Genomic DNA, 25,884 nt, shown 5'->3' with positions numbered 1-25,884 from the left:
ATCAATTTGCCAATGACAGATGGTGAGTTTTGTTGTTTAATTAAACAGAGCTAATTAAGATATTTTCATTTTATTAAAAATAACTAAAATATCTTATCTATTTGATTGACAATGACAATAACTTAACTTTTTTGATAGAATTGATTTATTACAAATAATAATTATTAAAAATATAATCAAAATAAAGGAATATCAGGATATATGGCAAATACATTATTGCGCAGTGGCGATATTAAAGACTTTAAAATGCTCGGACATGACGGCAAAGCAGCTTATCTTGTCGCTTCGCAAATCCGTGAAATGTTCCGAGTTAAATTAGGCCGCCAATACTCTGATTGTTTAGCTATTCCCCAACGTAATGATCAGGGAAATATTGTTGATTGGTACATTCCCTTCGACTCAGAACTACCTGATGGTCAATATGATATCATCCCGTGGACTTCAGCTAGTGAAGATGAACAAAAGTCTGCACTAGTTTTACTGAAAGAATTCGAAAATAAAGTCATTGAGTTAGGACAAAAATTAGCAAATAATCCTAATCTAGAAGGCGACCAATTACTTTTTAGTCGATTGATTTACGATCCAAAACAGAGCTCAGATAGTCTTGAACCTAATTTAATGGCATTACGTTTCCCTAGTAATCAGTTTGTCTATATTGTCAATGGTAAACCGGTTATCACTTTTTGGGGATTTGTTAACCCTCAGACCCCACAAGCAACTTCACCTTTTTACTGTTTAGAAGCATTTCGAAAAGCTGCTCCAAAGGTTGCAGCCACTGCTCCAGTACAAGCCCCTGTTATTGTTAAAAAACCTTGGTGGAAGCGTTGGTGGATATGGTTGTTAGGATTATTACCTTTGTTATTACTACTATTATTAGCAATTTTTTGGTTAAAAGGTTGTAGCTGGAAGCCAAGTGTATCTATCGATCCTAAAATATCATTAGATAGTAAAGTTGATATTCCGGTTCCAACAGTGGCAAATGATAAAGAGGACAAGCAAGAGAAAAAAGATCCTGAGCCAGAAATCAAAGAGGTTAATGATAAACCTGTTACTGTGGTTAATGGTATAGTACCAAATGGAAAAGTTGCAGTAGATCCTAATGTACAGCCAATTAATGGTATTGCTACAGATCCAGCTGTAGTTGATAATTCGGCAGCAACCGCACCAGATCAAGGAATAGCCAATAATGTAAATTCAGATGGTGCTACAGATCAACCTCAATCTACGACTTCACCTGATGATAAAGGAAATAATGGCGAACAAGGTGAACAGGGAAATCAAGCTGATAAAGGTGATAAAGGCAGTAATGCTAATCCATCTGATGATAAAAAAGATAATCAAGATGGGCAAAATAAAGATGATAAAAATGGACAAGTGCCACCAACACCTGATTTAGATAATAAACCAGCTATAACGAATAGTAATTCTGATCAAGGCAATCAAGCTAATGCAAATGCTAATCAAGTAAATAATTTATCTTTGCCTGCTGACGCGTTAAAACAGGGATCAACAAACTTTTTAAATGGTCAATGGTCAGTTGGTGCTGGTATTCAAGATAAAGCAACAGGTAAACCATTACAATTAAGTTATAATTTTAATCAAGGTAATGGCGAAGTTACGGTTACTCGTAGTGATGGCGTTAAATGTGTTGGTAAAGTTGGCACAGGTATCCAAAATGCTAATTTAAATATTACTGGTAATACCGAAGCCATTTGCAGTGATAATACTAAATATCAATTACCAAAAATTCAGTGTAAATCAGGCAAAAACAATCAAGCTGATTGTCAGGGAATTTATGATAACGGGACTTCGTTCCCAATTACGATGAAAAAACAATAGGATTGTATATGCTTCCAGAAATACGCAACTACGGTCAAGAAGTTACACTTATCATGAATAGTGGGATTCAATTTCTTGATTTTGCATTAAAAATAGATTGGAAAGATAATCAATGGCGCAGTAAAGTTAATGGCTGTTTTATTGATCCATCAGAAAGTGGAGCGTTAGTTAGATTAATTGAAGATATCGATAATGGTAAATTTTTTGCACCAGATAATCTTTCTTTTGCTGTCACACCTACTCAAGAGATTAGTGTTGAGCAATCCTTAAAACTATATGATGGTATTTGGTTGCCAGTTCCAATTCTCAGATCAATTCCGCCAGAGCGCTTCGATAAAGGACCTCATAACTGGAGTCGAGTGCGAATTGTTAATATTCCTGAAGGTGAAGATCCAGATGGCAATACTCATCGTATTACTTTTGCCTTTGATACAAAAATTTTTACCAATATGCAGGATGTTGCTTATTTAGCACCAACGGAAAATGATGTAAAAACCGGTGCCGTATTTAGTTTAGCTCATCGTTCGGATCAAGTTTCATGGTATTTAGAGCAAAAATGGATCACCAGTTGGTTGATTGATTTATTCCAAGAATTAGCGCCTCAACCAGAACGTCTAAAAGTACATAAAGACGATATTGATTTAGAAATAGCTAATAAAGCTTATTATGGTCATTATTTAAATATTCTTAGTTTGCTTGCTGATTCATTACAGTTACCAAAAATTAAAATTGTCTCGAATAATCGAGATGATGTGATTAAATCGATTCCTGTTGATATGATTTTAGATGTTGGTAACTCAAGAACATGTGGCATTTTAATAGAAGATCATATTCAAGATAAAGATAGTTTAAATCGTCGTTATGAGCTTGAAATTCGAGATTTAACCCAGCCTGAACATATCTATAATGAACCATTCGAAAGTCGAGTAGAATTTGCGCAAACTTTTTTTGGTAAAGAACACTTTTCACTACAAAGTGGTAGACGAGATACATTCCGCTGGCCAAGTATTGTTCGGGTTGGAAAAGAAGCGAGCCGTTTAGCTAGTCGCCGCGAAGGGAATGAAGGTGCTACCGGACTTTCAAGCCCGAAACGTTATTTATGGGATCAAGAAAAGTATGAGCAAGGTTGGCGATTTAATTCTCATTATGTCAAAAGTGATCATGAGCCATTTGCTACCGCAGAGCCATTTTCAAGTCTAATTAACGAGTATGGTGAAGCACTGCATATCCTCAGTAATGAAATTGAGGAAGAATTTGACCGAAAAATACCCGTTTTCCACCCAAAATATTCACGTAGTTCACTAATGACATTTATGCTATGTGAAGTATTAATGCATGCTCTAATGCAAATTAATAGTGTCGCTCAACGCAACAAGCTTGAACACGCAAGAACACCGCGTAATTTGCGTTCTATTATTCTTACCATTCCACCGGCAATGCCTAAACCAGAACAAGCAATATTTAAAAGCTGTGTTTATCAAGCTATTGGCCTAGTTTGGAAAAGCTTAGGTTGGGATAATTCTGAAGATAATATTGATTTTAGTAATCCTGAGCAATTGAAAAGTATTTGGCCAAATATTCCTGAAGTTTATATTCAATGGGACGAAGCAACCTGTGGCCAAGTTGTTTATCTCTTTAACGAAACGCAGAACAATTATAATGGTCGTTCAGAAGAATTTATTGCTTCAATGGTACGACCAGACAAAACCAATAAACAAAAACTAACAATTGCCACAGTTGATATTGGTGGTGGAACAACAGATTTGGTCATCAATGATTACGAACTGGATTATGGAGCCAATAAACAACTTAATAGTAGTAATGCTTACCTTATTCCAACTCAACGCTTTCGTGATGGCTTTAAAGTTGCAGGTGATGATATTTTGCTTGATATCATCCAAGATACAGTTTTATCTTCATTAACTAATGGATTAAAACAGGTTGGACTTGTTGATCCTAATCCGATTTTATCGACAATTATTGGTTCACAGCAGGTATCAATTCAAGATGCTGTGTTACGACAACAATTAACTTTACAGTTATTTACACCTGTCGGATTACAGGTATTAAAACTATATGAACTTTATGAACCATTACATTCCGAAAAACATGTGTATAACATGACTTTTGGTGAGTTATTACGAAATAATGTGATGACAGATAATGTTCTTAATTTTATTAATGAACCGGTTCGTCGAGCTCTAAATGATCCTGAATTTTCCGTTCTTGATTTAAATGTTGAAATAAATCTTAAACGTATTCATCACTTATTTATTCGTGGTGATTATTATAATATTTGTAAAACATTCGATGCCTTATCTGAAATTATTAGCTGTTATCAATGTGATGTATTGTTATTGACCGGTCGACCATCTCGTTTACCTGGTGTACAAAGCTATTTCTGTTCTCGTTTATCTATTCCAGCAGGGCGTGTTTTACCATTACATGGTTATTATACCGGTGGCTGGTATCCTTTCCATAAACAAGAGCGCATTGATGATCCTAAAACAACAGCAGCAGTTGGAGCCATGTTATGTTTCTTAAGTAAAAACCTAAGATTAGCTAATTTTTATTTTAGATCCGCCAATATGGATTTGTATTCAACGGTTAAATATATTGGTCTATTAGATAATCTAAATATGATAAAAAAAGAAAATATTTATTATCAAGATATCGATTTAGATGATCCTGATTATGATTTTCCTGAGATCTCTTTTGAAATTCGAGGCACAACAAGACTTGGTTTCAAACAGTTAGAAATTGATCGTTGGCCTGCCTCAGCAATTTATATTTTAACTATTGAAAATAGTGATGTGGCTAAAAGATTAAGTGCTGAAGGAGTAGTTTTAGAAGTAACATTAGGAATAAAAAATCGACAAAAAACAGTTGAGAATTTCTATATTAAAGATGTCAAAGCTTCTGATGGACGTGCTTGCAGTAAAACCAAAGATATAAAGCTTAGTCTAAATACAATGGTTAATTCTGGCCTAATTAGCACACAATATTGGCTTGATAGTGGAATGATAAAACGATGAAAAATTTAAACGAACAACTTCCTAAATCTTGGGAACAGATTTATCAAGCATCAGCACAGGCAATTGAATGGGTCAATCAAACCCGAGATTCATCGAAACGTTTGCATAATGAAGCTGATAATTTAATTCTTGATCTTCGCCGATTACGTAATAGTGCTAAACGTTTAGGTGATGTGTCGACTAAATCCGTTGCGGTCGGTTTTTTTGGTTTGTCACAAGCAGGTAAATCTTATCTTATTTCAGCATTAGCAGCCGGTGAAAATGGTAAACTTGAAACAGTAGTTGATAATGAAGTTTTAGATTTTATTGATCACGTTAATCCTGTCGGTGGAGGTAAAGAGGCAACCGGACTTGTTACTCGGTTTAGTCGGACAGCCAAAGGTGGTATTGCCAACTATCCATTAGAGTTGAAATTATTTCAAGAAATAGAAATTGTTAAAATCTTAATTAATGCCTATTTTAAAGATTTTGATCAACAAAAAGTTATCAATAAAGTTGAGTTTTCAGAGTTAAATCAACTTATTCAACGTATCGAAAGTAAAAAGCAAGCTGATTACACCGGCGGTATAACTGAAGATGATATCGTTGATCTGTATGATTATTTATCTGAAAATTTTGGCAATTCACTTGAAGGATTGAAAGGTGGTTATTGGGAAAAAGCCATGTCATTGTTACCTTATCTTTCGATTACAGACCGTGGTGCTTTATTTTCTGTGTTATGGGGTGGTATCAGTGAACTTACAGCAATTTATATTCAATTGGCGACAACCTTATTAAGCTTAAATCATGTAAATACCATTTATGCGCCCCTCACCGTGTTAGTTAAGGACAATGGTGATGGTACTAAATCACAGATTGATAGCATCATGAATGTCGATATGCTTGAAAGGTTAAATACTGAAAATGATTCATCGGTAACAGTTACGCCACTTAATGGAGTGCCAACATCAATATCATTAGCGCAATTAGCCTTTTTAACTGCAGAATTGATCTTCCCATTAGTGAATCAAACTCGTGTACCTACTTTTGAGAATGTCGATCTGCTTGATTTCCCAGGATATCGTGGTCGATTAAATTTAATTTCTATTTCTGATGTCAAAGAAGGTAATCCTATCGCTCAACTTTTATTACGCGGTAAAGTCGCTTATCTTTTTGAAAAATACACTGATAGCCAAGAGATGAATGTTTTGGTAGTTTGTACGCCATCGGATAAACAATCAGATGTTAATGATGTTGGTCCAGTATTACAAAGATGGATTGATAAAACCCAAGGCGAAACAGCTGATAAAAGAGCAACAAAGAAAGCTGGATTACTATGGGCTATCACGATGTTTGATAAACGAATTGGCGCATCATTGTCGTTATCCCAAGACAATTTAAGAAATACTTGGGGTAAAGGTGGCTTATTACAGCAGACCATTTTAGAACGTTTTGGTAGTTATGATTGGCTATCCAATTGGTCAAATGATGGTAAATTTAACAATGTATTTTTGGTCCGTAAACCAGGATTTGACGTACCATTTTTAAATGTCGATGCTAAAGCAAATATTGAATTGTCTTACAATGAAAATTATCGACAAGAAATGTTAATGTTGAAAAATACATTCGTTGAAAATCCAGATATTCAAGAGTATGTCAACGCTCCTGATCAAGCGTGGGATGCGATGTTACAATTAAATGATGGTGGCATTGGCCGAATTAGCCAGTATTTAGAACAAGTCGCCATTACTGAAGTTAAACAACAGCGGATTGTTGAACAACTTAATGAACAAATTGATTATATTATCAATATGCGTTTTGATACTTGGTATCAAGCTGGTAGCGATGAAGAATTAGGTAAGAAAAAACAGATAATTAATAATGTTGTAAAAGAACTACAAGGAAAAGCATTATTATTAGGTGAATTACTTAAAGTTTTAGAATTGCCGGATCAAACTATTCGAGCTCTATATCATTCTAGCCATATGGATAATGATATCAGCAATACTAGCGGTGATGACGTAATCGATAATTCTTCAAACGATTTTGGTTTAAATACCGACTTTGAACTTTTTCCGGAAGTAAATTCACCTTTACAACCACAGGTAGTTGCTAATATCGCTAGCGAATCAAAATTTGCTAAAAATGTGTTTACTGCATGGCTAGAACATTTAAGAAATATTGTATTAGATAAACATATTCTACAATTTTTCAGTATTGATCAGAAAGCACTCTCTTTTATTGTTGAAGAGTTGATTACGGGTGCTAACCGTTTGAAACTTGATACTAGCTTAACTGAAAAAGTTTTAGCTAATGAAAATGTAGGTAGTAAGCGTGATGATCTTGAGTCTCGGCAGGTTAGCTCTATTAATATGTTATTGGCTGATTTTATTGCATGGCTTGGTTTTATTCCTGGGCAAACAAGCAATATCCCTGTTAGCCGTGTTAATCAAGGTAAGCCGATATTTTCACCGCCATTGAGTCAATTCTCAAGTCAATTGTCACATCCATTACCGGTACTTGATGATAAGACTAAAAATTATTCTCAGTTTGCTATATTTGATTGGTTTATTGCCTTTGCAACGCTTGCTCAAGAAAATGTTGGTCACCATGCTGGCCGTGAAATAAGTCAAGAACAAAACTCTCAACTTGGTGAAATTTTAACTTGTTTTAAGCAATCACAAATACATTAGTATTATTGTGAATATATTAAATGACAATAATTTAATAATTATTAATAACAATAAGGTAGTTTTAAAACTACCTTACATTATGAAATATGTACCAAACCATTTGATACAATCATAGTGATGAAATAGAGGATATCATGGCATTAAGAATTGAATTAGAAGGCGATAAACCAGGCATTGCTAAATTTTTGGCTCAAAAATGGAGTGGTAGTGCTGATGTTGATCTGCTTATTCAACGTAACCAAGACGGTTATTATTTGTCTGGACTGAATCAATGGGGTCCGGAAAAGAATTGGCATACTGTAACTAACATGTCTGTCGATAATGAACAATTAAGTGGCCTAGTTGGTGAATGGCTAGTTGATTCTTTATTATCTCAAGAAAATCGTGTTAGATTCCTTATCGAAATTCGTGATAAACAGAATCAAAACTATACTGATAGAGGAGTGGTAAGTATTGCTGAAACAGTATTCCCTTCATCTGCTTTAAATACCCAATCATCAATATCTGATGAGATTGAACAAAATACATTAGAGTCGGATAAAGTAACTTCAAATCTTGTTGAATCTGATGATTCTCAATCTGTAGAGCCAGAAACCGAAGAACAAATAATTGAGATTGAAAATGAGGTAAAAGCAGAGCCTGAAAAAGAGATAGAAACGGAAATAGAAGTAACGCCTGCACCAGCAATATCACCACTACCCGCTAAAACCAAAAGTAAATTAGGGTTGTTTATTATTATTTTTGTCATTCTGCTAACTTTAGCTGGGATTGGTGTTGGAGTATGGTATTTCTTATTCTCTCAAGGTAAAAATCCTTTAACGTCTCTAACTCAAAGTAATAGTCAATGTAATGTTGCTAATGTTACAACCGATGATTTATCTTTTATTCAGCAATGTTTACAGAGTAAACCTGATACTGACACCGTAATTGATATCATAAATCAGGCCAAACAAGCTAATAAATGTAATATCGCACAGCGTTTATATGCAAATCAATCTTTATTGAATGCCAAAGTGGCTCTACTTTATGCGAAAGAATACGATATGAAGTTTTATCAAGATAACCAGTGTTTTAAGGCTGATAAAGAAACGGCAATTTATTGGTATGAAACGTCATTAAATAATGATCCAAATAATGAGTTGGCTAAAGAACGGTTAGCAGAATTACAAAAATAATTAAGGTGCAGGTATGAAAAAAACAGTAATTTCAACATTGATTTTCGGATTTAGCCTGACTTGCTTACCTTTGGTTAGTTCGGCTTTAGAACCATTAAAGCAAGCCGGTAAAACAACACTTTATCAGCGAGTCTTGAGTACACCAACTTGTGAGTTGAAAAAAAATATTAATGATGCTACTGGTCAATCAGTACCTGCTTTTTCTCGTTATTATGTGTACGAACGTAAAAACGAAAATAATCAAGAATGGTTAAATGTCGGACCTGATTCATATGGTAAAACTGTTGGTTGGATTAATAATTCCTGTGCTGTTGCTTGGAATATGCAATTGACTTTAGTTTTTACTAATCCTGTTGAACGTGATCCTTTATTATTTTTTAAAGATAAAGCTTCTTTATCAACAATTGTTGATGCTGATAAACCGGAAACATTAGTAACACCTATTCGTGATGCATTAAAAGAGAATAAAGTCGCACCACAAGTGGTGGCTCAAGAACCTAAAGAATTTATTGATTTTAAAAGTAATTTTTATTTATTACCTATCTTACAGGGTGAAGAGGTAATGAATGGTCAAGGTTTTTATGAAAGAATTTTAGAGGTTGCTTCGGTTAGTAAACAAGAAACAGTCGTTAAAAATAATAACAAATCTACGAATTCATCTTCTGATGATAACAGTAATCAAGTTGCACCGTTTAAGGCTGCTATTGTATTTGTTATTGATTCAACTATTTCAATGGATCCTTATATTTCTAGGACCAAAGAAGCGGTGGAAAGAGTTTATCAACATATTGAAAAAGAACATTTACAAGATCAAGTTAAATTTGGTTTGATTTCGTTTCGTTCAAGTTTAAAAGCCTCAGATAAATTAGAGTTTGTTAGTAAAGTTTTTGCAGATCCAAATAAAGTAAAAAATAAAGATGATTTTAAAACGTTGAGTGCTTCACTTAAACAAGCATCAGTATCTACTGCTTATTTTGCCGAAGACTCTTATGCTGGTGTATCGCAAGCATTGAATGATATTAATTGGAATAGTTTTGGCGCTCGATATATGATTTTGATTACTGATGCCAGCGCTATTCCTGGTGATGATAAGCTTTCAAGCACCGGTATGGATGCTGCCCAATTGCGACTTGAAGCACAACATAAAGGGGTTGCAATTTATGCCTTACATTTAAAAACAAAAAGTGGTGAAAAGGATCATCAAGTTGCCGCAGCTCAATATTCTGACTTGACTTATAACGATTTTATTCATAAATCATTATATTATCCCGTTAATGCTGGTGATGTTAATGAGTTTGGAAAGAAAGTAGATTCATTAGCACAAGCTTTATCAGAGCAAGTTAAATTAGCTTATAAAGGTGAATCATCAGTTGGTAATGCGCTTAATGCTAAAGATGATGATAACTCTAATATGTTAAAAGATGCTTTACTATTGAGTAAGGCGATGCAATTAGCTTATCTAGGTGATACTAAAGGAACTAAAGCGCCAACTGTTTTCAAAGCATGGATTGCTGATAAAGATTTTGTTAAACCGACAATTCCAACTGCGGAACCACGAATTTTGTTAACTAAATCACAATTAAGTGATTTGAGTGATATTGTGACTAAGATTGCTAATGCAGCTAATGATGGATTAATTTCAGCTGATGATATGTTTTCGCAACTACGTTCTGTTGCTGCTGCAATGGGACAAGATCCAAATAAATTAAAATCAGATTCTGTCACTAAGATTGCTGATTTAGGTTTACTTGGCGAGTATTTAGATAATATTCCCTATAAAAGTGATGTAACAGGTCTTGACCAAGAAACATGGAAAAGTATGAGTGGAATTGAACAAGAAAAGTTTATTCGTAATCTAAATAGTAAAGTCCGTTATTATCAAAAATGTAATGCTGATGTTGACCGTTGGATTTCACTATCTGAAGGTAGTGATCCACGTGAAAATGTCTATCCTGTACCATTAGAAATGTTGCCATAAAATGTTAACTATTCATAACTTGGTAATTTCTAGGCCGATAGGCAAATCTTTTTTTAAAGTTTGCCTACCAGAACTTTCGGTTAAAGCCGGTCAGGTTGTTGTCATTAAAGGTGATAGTGGCTGTGGTAAGAGTACTTTACTCGAAATGATCGGTATGATCTTACAGCCTGATGAAATAAGCCATTATCATCTTATGGTTGATAATCAAAATTACGATATTGCTGATGTGATTCAACGCAATGATGAGAATGAATTAGCGACTATACGAGCTAAATATTTGGGATTTATGTTACAAACAGGTGGATTATTACCGTTTTTAAATATTAAAGATAATATTTTATTATCAGCGAAGTTATTACAAAAAAATATTGATGTTACCAGATTTGATTACTTAATTGATAAATTGAATATTGGTCATTTGTTAAATAAATATCCTAAACAGTTATCAATAGGTGAAAGACAACGAGCATCTTTCATACGTTCGATTATTCATAAACCTGCTTTACTGTTAGCTGACGAACCAACTTCTGCACTTGACCCTTATAATGCTAATTTACTATTTGATTTAATTATAGAGCAAGCTCAACAAGATAATATTGCAGCTCTGATTGTCACTCATGATTGGCAACGGATTGAAAATAAAGGATTGTTTACTTTATCGGCAAAATTATCCTCTACGCAATCATCAGAATTTTTACCGTTATCAAGTAAGGTGTAAAAAGATGGATAATGTAACATCAAAATGGCGATTTATTACTCGGTTATCATTGGCCGATTTATGGTATGACAAGAAAGTATCATTTTGTATTATCGCATCTATAATATCTGTTATTACGCCATTATTGCTGTTGTTTAGTTTGAAGTATGGTGTTGTCGCTCAGCTACGCCATCAGTTACTTAATGATCCACAAAATTTAGAGATAAAAATTGTCGGTAATTTACAACTTAATCAACAAATGTTTGATTGGATTGCAAAGCAACCTGAAACAGCGTTTGTTATTCCGCTTACTCGTTCTTTGAATACTCAAGCTGATTTGCTTAATGATTCAAGTCATTTTGTTAATAATGCTGAAATTATTCCAACCGCAAAAGGTGATCCAATAACTCAAGATATGCCTTTGATTGATAAAAAAGACCAAATTTTATTGAGTTCTTTAGCTGCTGAGAAAATGCAAATAAAAATTGGTAATCGAATAAAGATGGTCATCACCAGACAACTAGATGGTAAATTGGAAAAAGGGATAACTGAATTAGAGGTTATTGGCATTATTCCTGAAGTTTATTATAGTCGAGCTGCTGGTTTTATCAGTTTAGACCTTTTGATTGAAATGGAACATTTCTATGATGGTTATCAAAGTGAAACTTTTCCAACAGGAACTGGTTTAGTTAATTTTACCTATCCGGATTCATTTGCTAGAGCGCGAATTTATGCTAACTCTCTGGATGATGTTGCTCCTTTAGCATTTAAATTACGTGAAAAAAATATAGAGACGAGAACTCAGGCTAGTGCGATTGAAAATATGCAAGCCATTGACCGAGTATTAGGTTTTATTTTTAGTGTGATTGCTATTACGGCAATTTTTGGTTGTATATTATCTTTTAGTGGTTCATTTTTATCTAATATAGAGCGAAAACGTAAAGATATTGCTTTCATGAGGCTTATAGGATTTAAATCTAAGCAAGTTATGTTCTATTTACTGATGCAGGCAATGACGTTAAGCTGCTTAGCTTTTATCGTATCATGTTTGCTATTTTTATTAGGAAATTGTGCATTTAATCTCGTTTTAGGTAAAAATTTAGTTTCACAACCAATTGTTAGTCAATTACAATTTTATCATTTTATTATCGCATTTATATTAACACTATTGATATCATTCATTGTTGTTGCGATAGGAGGACGAGGTGCCATTAGTATTCAACCAGCAGAAAGCCTACGTGAAGCGTAAGTTTAAGCCTATTTTTTGGGTAATTGCTTTCAGTTTTATTCCTAGTAGTGGATATGCTCAGCCTTGGGATAGTAAATTTTATAATCCTAAACCTGACAATGATGATGTTATTCTACCTATGCCATGTGAAGGTAGTCTGGTAATGAAAAAAGTCTTTACATCAACACGTAAACCATTAGATGATATTAAAATTATTTTAGGTAATAACCAAAAAGAACTTGGTTTCGCTGAGTATGCAACACCTAATTATATCTCAGGTAGTTTTTCTGAGGGTGGTGCCGAAAGATATTATCTTATTGGCAAATATGAAATTACCGCTCTTCAATATCAATCTGTTATGAATGATAATTGCCCAACAGCTAAAACGAATCTTGCTTTTCCTATTACTGATATTAGTTGGTTTGATGCCGTGGCTTTTACGGATAAATATAATCGTTGGTTAATTGAACAAACAAAAAATAGATCAAATGATGTTCCAAAAGGTTATTTTCGTTTACCAACGAATACTGAATGGGAATACGCTGCAAGAGGTGGTGCTAAAGTTACTGAGTCAGAATTTCGTGAATCAAAATTTCCTATGGGGAATAGTTTAGAAAATTATGCTTGGTTTTCTGGTGCAAAATCAGCCAATGGTAAATTACAACTTATTGGTCGGTTAGAAGCCAATCCGCTTGGTCTTTATGATATTTTGGGTAATGCGAGTGAAATGATGTTCGATTCATTTCGGATGAATAAACTTGATCGTTATCATGGTCAGCAAGGAGGTATTACTGTTCGCGGAGGAAGTTATTTAACGCCTGAAGCATCAATAACTACTTCGTTAAAAATAGAAAAACCTTACTATGATGTTCAAAGTGCTTATAAAAGCAAAGATGTCGGATTTCGTTTAGTATATACAACTGAAGTTATACAGTCGAATGAGCTAGTAAAAGAACTCGACAAAGAATGGAATGAACTGGGTAACCAAGCGGGTCTTTCAAAAGATGATAATGTGGTTAGTGAGTTAGAAAAAATTACCAAGCAAGTTGATGATGAAAAAACTAAAAAAGAATTAAATCAACTTAATGCTCTTTTACGTAGTGCCAATCAAGCTCGTGATGAACAAAGAGATCGCTCTATTCAATCAGCATTACAATTGGGTGCTTTTTTATGTGCTAATGTTTCCGATTTAAATGCTAAATTTGAATATAATAATAATTTATATGAAACAATGATTAATGAGGTATGTGATCCAAATGAAATAGAGACATTGAATGAAGATAATATGTGTTCCAAAGTGAAACTAAATGATTTAAATAATGTCCTAAATGAGTCTAAAAATGCACGTGATTTTATATTAAAATACTATTCAGATACTATTGTAAATACTGCAACAAATTATGATAAGGATATTATTAATAATCAATCTAAACCTACGCAATTTATACTTGAAAATAGTGGTAAAGCTAATATGAGCGATTACTTAAAACTCTATTTCAAACATATTAATAAATATATTGAATCAGGGAAGATCGACCGAACAAATTGGCTTGAGACGTGTAATGAAATAAAAGGAAAGTAATAATGAATAAATTAATAGTAACAATAACTTTGTGTATCTCCTTGATTCTATCAGGTTGTCAAGCATCAGGTGGTGCAAGTTCAAAAGATGTTGATCCAGCTTTAAGCAAAAGTAATAGCGCCAAATTTTTTAGTAAATCAGCATGGCAGTCTTGTGCTATAGGTGCCGGAATCGGTGGTATTGGTTGTGTTTTATTGGGTGGTAAAACCGGGGCATGCCTTGCTTCAGCCGCTGTTGGTTGTGGGGTAATGATGGGGGCCAATTATTATCTTGATACTAAACGAGCTGAATATGCTGATGCTGAAATGCGACTTGATGTTTATATTCAAGATGTTCAGCAAAATACCTATGAAGTCCAAGCTATAACTGAAAGTGCGAGAGCTGTTTTAGATAAAAACTTGGCAACATTAAAATCGTTAAATAAACAAATTAATTCTCAATCAGTCACTAAAACACAGGCCCAAAAAGATCTGACTCAAATAGACGCTAACATTGCTTATTTGAAAGATAAATTATCACGCATGAAAAAAGTTGAAAATGATTGGGTTTCAATTTCTTCACAAGAACGACAATCAGGTATAAATGTGTCAAAACTTGATAAAGAAATTAATCAGTTACATAAACAAATTGCGGTACTTGAAAAACAAATTAATCTTGTTACTCAACAACGTTCAGCTGTAAGGGTAAGCTAAATATGAAAAAGATATCTATTATATTTTTACTTAGTCCATTGTTACTTATAACGGGGTGTTCGACAACGCCAGAACAATGTGACCCAACTAATACTAACATTGGTATTATGGATAAAATTAGTTGCAATTATTCAGGTAACTATCAAGCTCGTATTGATAAAAAAGAGCAAATTTTAGAGAATGAAAAACGAGCTAATGCACAATTCAGAGAAATTTATGCAACGATTGAAAGACAAAAAAATTCGACTTCATTAAGTGTGAAACAAAAACAGACACAGTTGCAAAAATTAAAAACAGAATTAACTCAATTAACTAGTGAAGTAAAACAAAAGGCTAAAAATCGTGATGATTTACAAGCACAAGTTAATGATATTGAGCAACAGTTGAAGAAAGTTAACAATTCCAATTCATCTGAACTTGAAAAACAAGTTGAATTAGATAAGTTAAATAAAAAACTTCAACAGTTACAAAAAGCTTTAAATTTAGGTAAATAATTTAGCCATGCAACGTATAACAAGAGTTATATTTGATCAGAGTGAATCGGATAAGATTTCTTTGTTAAAAGAATATAACTCTTTATTAGCATTGCTAAAAAATAATTTAACTGAACGAACATTTTCGATTTTAGCTCAACCAAAAATAATTGATAATAATCAATATATTGGTTGGTATAGTAATTTAGAAGGGCAACTTATTTTACTTGATGATATTGAAAGTGAAGAATATAAAAAGCAGATAGAAAAAAAGCTGAATACGCGAATTAATGACCTTGAACTCGTAATCAAATCAATGTCATTCACAAGTGAGGAACAAGCATTAATATCTGCATGGTTACCGAGAATAAAAAACTCAGGAAATACCATTTATGTAATTAATGATGACCCTGTTATTGTTAATTCATTTAAAGCTCCGATTTTACCTGAACCTACAGCAATACCACCAACATCAAAATCATTTTGGCGTTGGTGGTATTGCTTATTGCTTGTACTGTTTTTAATTATATTAATTGGTCTTGTTTGGTACTTTTTTTGTCCTTATGGCAAAGAAAAAGTATCAGATACGCTACCAATAATTTCGCAAAATACTGAAAAAAAAGAAGTTGAATCAACCCCCGTAGTTGAACAACCCAATGCTTTAGAACCAAAAACAGAACCTGTAACGGAAGTTAAGAATTGTATAACTAAAGAAGAATTAACTAACAATAAGTCTGCTTCTAAAATGGTGATGATATTTGATAATTCAGCCTCAATGACTTTAACCTTAATGGAATCACAAGAAAGTATCGATAAATATTTAAAAAGTGATTTCTATTCGATGACAGAAAAAGAAGCCGAAGCTTATGAAAGAAAAATGACCAGATTACCTAATCGTTTATCAAGTAGTAAAGAAGTGGCATTAACCAGTATTGATAAAATACAACAAAATATAGATGTTTCACTTGTAACGTTAACAAGTTGTCCGGCTGCACAAACTACATCATTCTATCCTTATGAAGATAGAGAAAAATTAAAAAGTAAAATTAAACGGTTGCAGCCATTAGAATATAATAGTGCCACACCATTATATAGCGGTGTTAAACAGGCCAGTAAAATGCTTGATGGCATTAATCGTGATGATTATATATTAATTATTAGTGATGGTGAGGATAATTGTACTAAAAGTAATATATGTACTCTTGCTAATGAAATAGCTACAGAACAACCTCGTTTAAAAATTAATATTGTTGATATTGCTGGACAGCATAAAATAGATTGTGTAGCAAAAAGCACTGGCGGTAATGTTTATATAGCTCAAAATCCAACCGAGCTTATCAATCAAATGAGTAATGCCGTTTCAGATATGAATATTAGTAAACCTATTTGTAAATAAAATATTTAGTTAACCAATGGGCTTTTATACTAATTTTTTAGTAATAAGGAATAAGTTTAGAGATGCAAAGAATAACTCGTATTGCTTTTGATCATAATAATGTAGACAAGATGCAGTCACTGGAACAGTATAATTCTTTACTTTCGATACTTAAACCTCATTTGACAGCAAGAACATTTTCAATTTTTGCTTCACCAAAATTAATAGAAAATAACCAATATATTGCTTGGTATACAAACCTTGAAGGTCAACCTATATCACTTAATGATATAAATGACGCCTCGCAAAAAGCAGTAATTGAAGATGCTTTACATACTCGAATCAATGATATTGAAACAACTGTAAAATTAATTCCTTTAAATAATCAACAAAGAAATTTAGTTTCTTCATGGTTAGCAAGAATTAAAAGTCCAAATAATCTGATTTATGTGATCAATAATGAACCAGTTATTATTGATACTTTTGAGCCAATTGTATTTCCTGAACCTCCTATTGTCGCGCCAAAAGGTTTTTGGCGATGGTGGTACACCTTAATATTAGTTTTATTTTTATTATTAATTTTAGGTTTGTTATGGTTCTTTTTTAAACCTTTTAAAAAGACTAGCAAGGTGGAACCAATCGTCGAACCAGCGATTACACAACCAATTGAACCGAAAAAAACTGAACTAACCGTTGAATTTGCAAAACAACCAGAACTTGTCATTAAACCTAAACCTGAATTGAAACCAGAACCACAAGTTTCAGAGCCACAACCTGTAGTTGTACCTGACCCAACACCAGAGTCGGTTAGCAAATCAGAACCTAAACCAGCGCCAAAAGTGAAAAATCCACCAAATTGTATTACTAAGGAAGAATTGGTAAAAAATTCTAATCCATCCAAAATGGCGTTGATCTTTGATAATTCTTTATCAATGACGGTAACATTAGCAGAGCCTCCTTCACAAGTTCAGCAATATTTTAATTATCTAACCCATGGCTACCCTAGCTATATGCCTGCATCAGAAAGAATTGCGTATGAAAAACGGATGTCTCGACTACCGACTCGTTTATCAACCAGTAAAAAAGTGGCATTGACTAGTATCGATAAAATTCAACAAAATATTAATATAGCATTAGTGGCATTAAATAGTTGTCCAGCGGCAGATACAACGCCATTTTATAATTATTCGGGCAGAGGCGCTTTAAAAAGTAAAATTAATCGATTAACACCAAGTGCAGCTGGTGGCGGAGGCACACCACTTTATAGCGGATTAGAAAAAGCAAGTAAAATGCTGGATGGTGTAAAACGAGATGATTATATCCTTATAATCAGTGATGGCGATGATAACTGCTCAAGAAATAATATTTGTACTCTAGCTAATTATATTGCAGCTCAGAAACCTCGACTTAAGATAAATATCGTTGATATAGCGGGTGAACATAAAATAGATTGTGTTGCTAACGCTACTCGAGGTAAAGTTTATATTGCACAGAGTCCTAAAGATATGATTAGACAGATGAATAAAGCGGTATCTGATTTAAAAATTAATCGTCCTGTTTGCCAGTAAACAGATAAATAAAATTGATAATGCCGAATGATTTGAACTAGATTTTAATCAATAGTTATCTTTAATAAAAATAACTATTAAAAATAGTAAAAAAACCAGACAGGATGTCTGGTTTTTTATTGATTAAATAATTGTTATTAAAAGTCTAAATTAGCTGCTTTTAATGCATTTTCCTCAATAAATAGTCGACGAGGTTCGACTTCATCTCCCATTAATGTAGTAAACAATTGATCTGCTTCAATTGCATCTTTAATGGTTACTTGCAACATACGACGACTGGTTGGATCCATGGTTGTTTCCCATAGTTGTTCGGGGTTCATTTCTCCTAAACCTTTATAACGTTGGATAGTTAATCCACGGCGAGATTCTCGAATTAACCAATCAACAGCCTCTTCGAATGAGCTTACTGGTTGTTTTCGTTCGCCTCGTTGTATAAATGCACTTTCTTCCAGTAAATCTTTCAATTGTGAGCCTAAATGGCAAATATTTCGGTATTCATTACTATGAATAAATACTTGATCTAGTGTGTAATTGGTATCAACACCGTGCGTTCTTACTTTAATAACCGGTATGTATAACGCTGCTTTCTCGTTGTAATCGGCACTATAAAGATAGGTACTACCATGTTGTTCTTTATTAGATAATTTTTGAACAATTGATTTTGCCCAGTTTTCAGCTTTTTGTTGATCTTTTAAGATATTTTCATCCAATACATCTTGATAGACTAATTCAGATAATAACGCTTTTGGATAGCGACGTTCCATTTTAGTAATTAGTTTTTCAACTTTTTGGTATTCAGCAATTAATTTTTCTAAAGCTTCACCGGCTAAAGCTGGGGCATGATCATTAACATGTAGTGATGCATCTTCCAAAGCTAGAGCAATTTGGAATTGAGTCATTGCATCATCATCTTTAATATATTGTTCTTGTTTGCCTTTTTTAACTTTATAAAGTGGCGGTTGTGCGATATAAACATAACCTCGTTCAATAATTTCAGGCATCTGACGGTAGAAGAAGGTTAACAATAAAGTTCTAATATGTGAACCATCCACATCCGCATCGGTCATGATGATAATGCTGTGATAACGCATTTTATCTGGATTATATTCATCACGACCAATACCACAACCTAAAGCAGTAATTAAAGTTGCGACTTCTTGAGACGAAAGCATTTTGTCAAAACGGGCTTTTTCAACATTAAGGATTTTACCTTTTAACGGTAAAATTGCTTGATTTCTACGGTTACGCCCTTGTTTTGCAGAACCACCCGCAGAGTCCCCTTCCACTAAGTAAAGTTCTGATAATGCGGGGTCTTTTTCCTGACAGTCAGCTAGTTTACCTGGTAAGCCACCTAAATCTAAAGCACCTTTACGGCGTGTCATTTCTCGTGCTTTTCGTGCTGCTTCACGAGCTCTAGCGGCATCAATAATTTTGCCAACCACAATTTTGGCATCCGATGGATTTTCCAGTAAATACTCAGCTAATTTTTCACCCATCACTGATTCAACCGCTGATTTTACTTCAGACGAAACCAATTTATCTTTGGTTTGTGATGAAAATTTAGGATCTGGCACTTTTACTGATACTACTGCAATTAGCCCTTCACGTGCATCATCGCCTGTGGCACTGATTTTAGCTTTTTTGCTGTATCCCTCAGCTTCCATGTAGTTATTTAGTGTACGAGTCATTGCTCCACGAAAACCAGCCAAATGGGTACCGCCATCACGTTGAGGAATATTATTGGTAAAACAATAGATATTTTCTTGATAGCCGTCGTTCCATTGTAAAGCAACTTCGACACCAATATTATCTTTCTCAGTACTAAAATAAAAAATCTTTGGATGGATTGGATTTTTATTTTTATTTAAATATTCAACAAATGCTTGAATACCACCTTCATAATGGTAGTGTTCACTTTTACCAGTTCGTTCATCTGTAAGTTTTATTGAAACACCAGAATTTAAAAATGATAGCTCACGTAATCTTTTCGCCAAATGATCGTAGACAAACTCAATATTAGAAAAAGTTTCTGGGCTTGGCCAGAAGCGAACATAAGTACCAGATTCAGTCGTTTCACCAATAACTTTAAGTGGTTCTTCTGGCACGCCTAAATGATAAGTTTGTTTATGGATTTTACCTTCACGGTAAATAACTAATTCTAATTTATCCGATAATGCATTTACAACCGAGACACCTACACCATGCAAGCCACCGGATACTTTATATGAATTATCATCAAATTTACCACCAGCATGTAAAACGGTCATAATAACTTCTGCAGCAGAAATACCTTCTTCTTCATGGATGCCGGTAGGAATTCCTCTGCCATCATCTCGTACTGAAACAGAATTATCTGGATGAATAGTAACTTCGATATGGTGACAATAACCCGCTAATGCTTCATCAATGGCATTATCTACCACTTCAAAAACCATATGATGAAGGCCTGTACCATCATCAGTATCACCAATATACATTCCTGGACGTTTTCGAACCGCATCAAGTCCTTTAAGTACTTTAATGCTTGAAGAATCATAAGAGTTAGACATGGATTTCTCGACTTGTTTAATTATTTATATCATTCTATATATTTAAGAAATTATACCAGATTTTATGTGAAAAATCTTATCATTTTCATCGATCATATGGGTAATTTGTTCTTGATTAACTGCAGTAATAAAAACTTGAGATTTAGCTGATTTTAACCGCTTAGCTAATAGATTACGTTTATTTTGATCCAGTTCAGAAGTAAAGTCATCTATTAAATAAATACATGATAGTCCGGTTTTCTCTGAAAAATATTCACCTTGTGATAAACGTAATGCACACATGAGTAATTTTAATTGTCCACGAGATAGCAAATCTTCTACTGGAATGTTATCTATACGTAATTTTATATCGGCTTTATGTGGGCCTAATGAAGTGTAATTAATGAATTTATCTCTCTCAAATTGTTTATATAAAATATCAGAATAATTCATCCCATATTCCCAACCTTGATAATATTGGCAATTTAGTTGGTACTCAGGTAAAAAATTCCGACAAGTTTCTATAATTTGCGGAAATATATTTTGACTATAATCTGCTCTAATTTGACTGATTTTTTCGGCAATTGGTATTAGTTCTTTATCCCAAGGTAATAATTGATTATAGTTAGAAGATTGTTTTAATAACGCATTTCTTTGTTTAAATAATCGTTTTAAATTGTTCCATAGTGATACAAATTCTGGGTAATGGTGAAAACATCCCCAGTCTATAAACGCGCGACGATATTTTGGACCACCAGTAAGTAAATCAAATCCTTCTGGAGTAATAAGTTGAATAGGTAATAGCTTAGCTAAGTCAGTTAATCGAAATCCTTCATCACCATCGATTTTTATCGTATTATCATTATTTCGTGTTTTTGATAATCCTATTGTGCGAATTTGTTGAGATGACTCTATTTGGCTAAATAAAACTAACTCAGGCTTTTCATGTTGTATGATTCTATTTGATTGAATATGTCTAAATGCTCGGCCATGGCCAAGCATATAAATAGCCTCAAGTAGACTGGTTTTTCCACTACCATTATCACCAACTATATAATTGAAATGATTTGATAATGATAATTCAGCATAATCAATGTTTCGAAAATTGTGGATTTTGATTTGTGAAAGAGTCATGTTGGTAAAATTTCCGGCCGAAACCGGAAGTTTGATAGATAGTTATTTATTTATTATAAGCGCATTGGCATAACAACATAAGTAGCCGATTGATTATTGATATCTTCAATTTGCACACTAGATGTTGCATCTGTTAATAATAATTGTACGCTATCACATTTTAGTGTGTTTAATATATCTAATAAATAAGTCACATTAAAGCCAATTTCAAGCTCTTGTGATTCATATTTTACATCAATCACCTCTTCCGCTTCTTCTTGTTCAGGATTATTTGCTGTGATTTTTATTTGGTTGTTATGTACATATAATCTTATACCACGAAATTTTTCGTTTGACAGAATTGCCACTCGTGATAATGCATTTCTAAGCTCTTCGCATGATACTTCAAGTGGTTTGTCCGGATTACGAGGCATCACTCGTTTATAATCAGGAAATCTTCCATCAATAAGTTTTGAAGTAAAGGTAAAATCACCAAGATTAACACGTAAATTATTATTGCCAATCTGCATATTTACTAGCTCATCATTGTCACTAACCAGTTTAGCTAGTTCTATTACCCCTTTTCTAGGTAAAATAACTGAACAAGATTCCGCGATATTTTGACCTACGGGTTGAGCACACACAGCTAAACGATGACCATCTGTCGCAACGGTTTTTAATAATCCATCTTCGATCTCAAATAACATACCATTTAAATAATATCTTACATCTTGATTCGCCATTGAAAATTGGACTGCATCAATAAGTCGTTTGATTGTCTTTTGTGGTATGGATAGATCAACATCACTTTGCCAATTTTCTAAATTAGGAAAATCTGTCGCAGGTAATGTGGCTAAGGAAAATTTGCTACGTCCAGACTGAATAATTAATCGGTTATCGTCAACGCTTATCGAAATTTGGGCATTACTTGGTAGATTTCGGCAAATATCGAGGAACTTTCTTGCGGGAACAGTTGTTGCCCCTGGCTCACAAGGTTCGGTTAAAGGAAGATGAGATATCATCTCAATCTCTAAATCGGTTCCGGTCATTGATAATGTATTATCAATAACTTGTAATAATAAATTACCTAAAATAGGTAAAGTAGGGCGACTGCTTAACGGTGCGCTAACAAGCTGTAAGGGCTTAATAAGTTTTTCACGATCTATAATAAATTTCATAGTGTTAATTCTTTTTTAAGTTGATAATGTTCTAATTAAATTGGAATAATCCTCTTTAATATCATTGCTTTCTTCTTTCAATTCTGCAATTTTTCGGCAAGCATGTAATACAGTTGTGTGATCCCTACCGCCGAAACCATCTCCAATCTCTGGAAGGCTCTTATTCGTCAACTCTTTTGCTAAAGCCATAGCGACCTGTCTTGGTCTTGCAACTGAACGAGAGCGACGTTTTGATAATAAATCAGAAACTTTGATTTTATAATATTCAGCAACCGTTTTTTGAATATTTTCAATAGTAATCAATTTTTCTTGCAAGGCAAGTAAATCTTTCAAAGCATCTTTTACAAAATCAATAGTGATAGATTTACCTGTAAAATTGGCATTGGCTATCACACGATTCAATGCTCCTTCTAATTCACGCACGTTGGAACGCAAACGTTTAGCAATGAAAAATGCTACCTCTTCAGGTAGTTTTATATTATTTTCTTCCGCTTTTTTCATTAAAATCGCAACTCGAGTTTCAAGCTCAGGTGGCTCGATAGCAATGGTTAACCCCCAACCAAATCTCGATTTTAAACGATCCTCAACACCATTAATTTCTTTAGGATAACGATCAGAAGTTAAGATTATTTGTTGATTACCTTCCAATAATGAGTTGAAGGTATGAAAAAATTCTTCTTGAGATCGTTCTTTATTAGCAAAAAATTGGATATCATCAATAAGTAGTGCGTCAACCGAACGATAATAATTTTTGAATTCTTCAATAGCATTATTTTGTAGTGCTTTTACCATATCTTGCACAAAGCGTTCTGAGTGCATATAAACCACTTTGGCATTGGCTTTGCCGGCTATAATTTCATTACCAACTGCATGTAATAAATGGGTTTTACCTAACCCAGTTGATCCATATAAAAATAATGGGTTATAAGCTTTTCCTGGGTTTTCAGCGACTTGTTTTGCTGCAGCTACAGCAAGTTGGTTAGATTTACCTTCAACAAAACTATTAAATGTATGTTTATGATTAATTCCTGAATAATATGTGTGGTTACTATTGTTTTCTTTGGTTGTTTTCCAAGCTGGGGCAATATCAGGCTTAGATTGATTAACTTCAGATTTTTTTTCTACTGACAGAGTGGAGCCGACTTCAAGATATAATTTTAAAGAATCATTACCTAAAAGTGTATTTAATAGCTGTGAAATAGTCGTTAAATATTTATTTTTGACCCAATCTAATACAAATCTATTGGGCGCATAAATATAAAGTTTATTCTCAATCATTTCTGCTTGCAACGGGCGAATCCATAAGTTGAACTCTGTTGTTGGAAGGGCCTCTTGTAATTGAGAAAGACAATCTTGCCAAATTGCAGTAGGCACGGCTACTCCTTTAATTAGGATACTAACAATATTGCGATAATTATAATCTTTTTTGTGGATAATTTATAGCTTAAAAACAAGATATAATTTATTAATTAACAAAGGGTATAAATAAAAAACCCAGCTTGAAGCTGGGTTTTAACAGATATCATTAATCAACAATTATTATTTTGTTTGATCAATTACTTGAACTTCTTGAACGTTACGTGCTTTAACTTCAATTTCAACACGACGATCTGGTGCTAAACATGCTTTTAAGTCAGCGCCACGAAGTGCATTACATTTAGTACCAGTAACTGGTTGTGATTTACCCATACCACGTGAAGTGATAATTTCAGCTGGTACACCTTTTTGTACTAAGTAGTTTAATACAGTGCGAGCACGACGTTCTGATAGTTTTTGGTTGTAGTTATCAGAACCAATACGGTCAGTGTGACCAATTACTACGATAGCACTTTCAGATGGGTTAATTTTAACAAGAGTTGCTAATAAGTTATCAAGTGCTTGGCGACCTTCTGCTTTTAAGTCAGCTTTTGCATAAGCAAATAACACATCTTCATTTAACACATAACGGTTTACTTCAGTTTTGATTTCAACTGGAGCCGCAACCGCTGGTGAACCTAAACGGTAAGTGATACCTAAGCTAACAGTACCTGCGTCTGGAGATGCATCAGTTTTAGTATGAATATGTTGAACATATTGATACTCTAAACGAGTTGAGAAGTCTTCGTTAAGACGATAATCAAGACCTAAAGCGTAAACAGGTGATACATCAGTTTTTGTTCCGCCTTTACCATAAAGATCTTTAGTCAAACCACCATTTTTCCATTTAGCGATAGTTACCATTCCACCTGCACGACCATAGATATCTAAATCGTCAGAGATAAATGATAATGGATAACTTAATTTACCAGTTAAAGAAACGCCTTGAGCAGAAACTTTACTTTTTCCTAAATCGTATCCTTTACCTGCATAATGAAAAGATCTTTTGTATTTAGCTGAACCTAACCAGTCATAACCTAATTCAAATGCTAAGTAAGGATTAGCTTGGAAACCTAAGAATGCACCGCCAGCAACATTACTGCGATTAGATGTTTTTATACTTACATCATCAAAAGCACGAACTTTTTTTGCATCTAATTTATAAAGTTCTGACCAACCTAATTTAGCACCTGTATAAAAAGTGTTGTCTTCATATGCTGCATTAGCGGCAGTAGCGGTTAAACTTGCAACTGCAATTGCTAGAGCTAGAGTCGTTTTTTTCATTTTTTGCCTCAACTTATTTGTTATAGACGTTGTTTAATTTGATTTTATTGTTTAAATTTACTTCTTATAAATAGATATTACTAATAATTATGTTACACATAATCTAGCTTT

Annotated in this window: 17 protein-coding genes; 12 read left to right on the top strand and 5 right to left on the bottom strand. The window is 33.6% G+C overall.

Annotated elements, in window-relative coordinates; translation table 11 throughout:
- Nucleotides 1-201: 201 nt before the first annotated feature.
- The 12 genes from H3U97_RS07245 to H3U97_RS07190 all read left to right on the top strand — a co-directional run bounded on the left by H3U97_RS07245 (nt 202) and on the right by H3U97_RS07190 (nt 18,314).
- A complete protein-coding gene (locus H3U97_RS07245) occupies nt 202-1,839 on the top strand; it encodes an SrfA family protein (protein ID WP_198198623.1) in 1,638 nt (545 codons plus the stop codon).
- A gap of 8 nt (nt 1,840-1,847) precedes the next feature.
- On the top strand, nt 1,848-4,874 hold the full coding sequence (locus H3U97_RS07240) for a virulence factor SrfB (RefSeq protein ID WP_198198622.1): 3,027 nt from the start codon (nt 1,848-1,850) through the stop codon (nt 4,872-4,874).
- Nucleotides 4,871-7,546: a putative virulence factor gene (locus H3U97_RS07235; RefSeq protein WP_198198621.1), complete on the top strand. Its 2,676-nt coding sequence runs from the start codon at nt 4,871-4,873 to the stop codon at nt 7,544-7,546. Before H3U97_RS07240 ends, H3U97_RS07235 begins: the two co-directional genes overlap by 4 nt.
- Nucleotides 7,547-7,680: 134 nt before the next feature.
- The gene (locus H3U97_RS07230) at nt 7,681-8,721 is read left to right on the top strand and encodes a hypothetical protein (RefSeq protein ID WP_198198620.1); all 1,041 of its coding nucleotides are present in this window, start codon (nt 7,681-7,683) and stop codon (nt 8,719-8,721) included.
- Between the two features lie 13 nt (nt 8,722-8,734).
- Nucleotides 8,735-10,699: a vWA domain-containing protein gene (locus tag H3U97_RS07225; RefSeq protein WP_198198619.1), complete on the top strand. Its 1,965-nt coding sequence runs from the start codon at nt 8,735-8,737 to the stop codon at nt 10,697-10,699.
- A gap of 1 nt (nt 10,700) precedes the next feature.
- Nucleotides 10,701-11,417, top strand: a complete 717-nt coding sequence (locus H3U97_RS07220) for an ABC transporter ATP-binding protein (protein WP_198198618.1) — start codon at nt 10,701-10,703, stop codon at nt 11,415-11,417.
- A 4-nt stretch (nt 11,418-11,421) separates the two neighbouring features.
- Nucleotides 11,422-12,645 carry an ABC transporter permease gene (locus H3U97_RS07215; RefSeq protein WP_198198617.1) on the top strand — a complete coding sequence of 408 codons (1,224 nt, stop codon included), beginning with the start codon at nt 11,422-11,424 and terminating at the stop codon, nt 12,643-12,645.
- The gene (locus H3U97_RS07210; protein WP_198198616.1) at nt 12,602-14,206 is read left to right on the top strand and encodes an SUMF1/EgtB/PvdO family nonheme iron enzyme; all 1,605 of its coding nucleotides are present in this window, start codon (nt 12,602-12,604) and stop codon (nt 14,204-14,206) included. Before H3U97_RS07215 ends, H3U97_RS07210 begins: the two co-directional genes overlap by 44 nt.
- A 2-nt stretch (nt 14,207-14,208) precedes the next feature.
- Nucleotides 14,209-14,898 carry a hypothetical protein gene (locus H3U97_RS07205; protein WP_198198615.1) on the top strand — a complete coding sequence of 230 codons (690 nt, stop codon included), beginning with the start codon at nt 14,209-14,211 and terminating at the stop codon, nt 14,896-14,898.
- A gap of 2 nt (nt 14,899-14,900) precedes the next feature.
- On the top strand, nt 14,901-15,392 hold the full coding sequence (locus tag H3U97_RS07200; RefSeq protein WP_034901911.1) for a hypothetical protein: 492 nt from the start codon (nt 14,901-14,903) through the stop codon (nt 15,390-15,392).
- A 7-nt stretch (nt 15,393-15,399) separates the two neighbouring features.
- Complete coding sequence (locus H3U97_RS07195; RefSeq protein WP_198198614.1) at nt 15,400-16,767, top strand: VWA domain-containing protein; 1,368 nt, start codon at nt 15,400-15,402, stop codon at nt 16,765-16,767.
- 62 nt (nt 16,768-16,829) lie between these two features.
- The gene (locus H3U97_RS07190) at nt 16,830-18,314 is read left to right on the top strand and encodes a VWA domain-containing protein (RefSeq protein WP_198198613.1); all 1,485 of its coding nucleotides are present in this window, start codon (nt 16,830-16,832) and stop codon (nt 18,312-18,314) included.
- 137 nt (nt 18,315-18,451) lie between these two features.
- Here H3U97_RS07190 and gyrB read toward each other — a convergent pair whose 3' ends face one another.
- The 5 genes from gyrB to ompA all read right to left on the bottom strand — a co-directional run bounded on the left by gyrB (nt 18,452) and on the right by ompA (nt 25,773).
- The gene (gene gyrB, locus H3U97_RS07185) at nt 18,452-20,863 is read right to left on the bottom strand and encodes a DNA topoisomerase (ATP-hydrolyzing) subunit B (protein WP_198198612.1); all 2,412 of its coding nucleotides are present in this window, start codon (nt 20,861-20,863) and stop codon (nt 18,452-18,454) included.
- 42 nt (nt 20,864-20,905) lie between these two features.
- Nucleotides 20,906-21,976 carry a DNA replication/repair protein RecF gene (gene recF, locus H3U97_RS07180; RefSeq protein WP_065577837.1) on the bottom strand — a complete coding sequence of 357 codons (1,071 nt, stop codon included), beginning with the start codon at nt 21,974-21,976 and terminating at the stop codon, nt 20,906-20,908.
- A 53-nt stretch (nt 21,977-22,029) separates the two neighbouring features.
- Nucleotides 22,030-23,133: a DNA polymerase III subunit beta gene (dnaN, locus tag H3U97_RS07175; RefSeq protein ID WP_034901901.1), complete on the bottom strand. Its 1,104-nt coding sequence runs from the start codon at nt 23,131-23,133 to the stop codon at nt 22,030-22,032.
- Between the two features lie 15 nt (nt 23,134-23,148).
- On the bottom strand, nt 23,149-24,507 hold the full coding sequence (dnaA, locus tag H3U97_RS07170; RefSeq protein ID WP_198198611.1) for a chromosomal replication initiator protein DnaA: 1,359 nt from the start codon (nt 24,505-24,507) through the stop codon (nt 23,149-23,151).
- Between the two features lie 165 nt (nt 24,508-24,672).
- Complete coding sequence (gene ompA, locus H3U97_RS07165) at nt 24,673-25,773, bottom strand: porin OmpA (RefSeq protein WP_065577835.1); 1,101 nt, start codon at nt 25,771-25,773, stop codon at nt 24,673-24,675.
- Nucleotides 25,774-25,884: the final 111 nt, after the last annotated feature.

This window comes from Gilliamella sp. W8128 (genome assembly GCF_016100545.1).
GTDB classification, from domain to species: domain Bacteria; phylum Pseudomonadota; class Gammaproteobacteria; order Enterobacterales; family Orbaceae; genus Gilliamella; species Gilliamella apis.
This window is presented reverse-complemented; position numbering and strand designations above follow the sequence as displayed.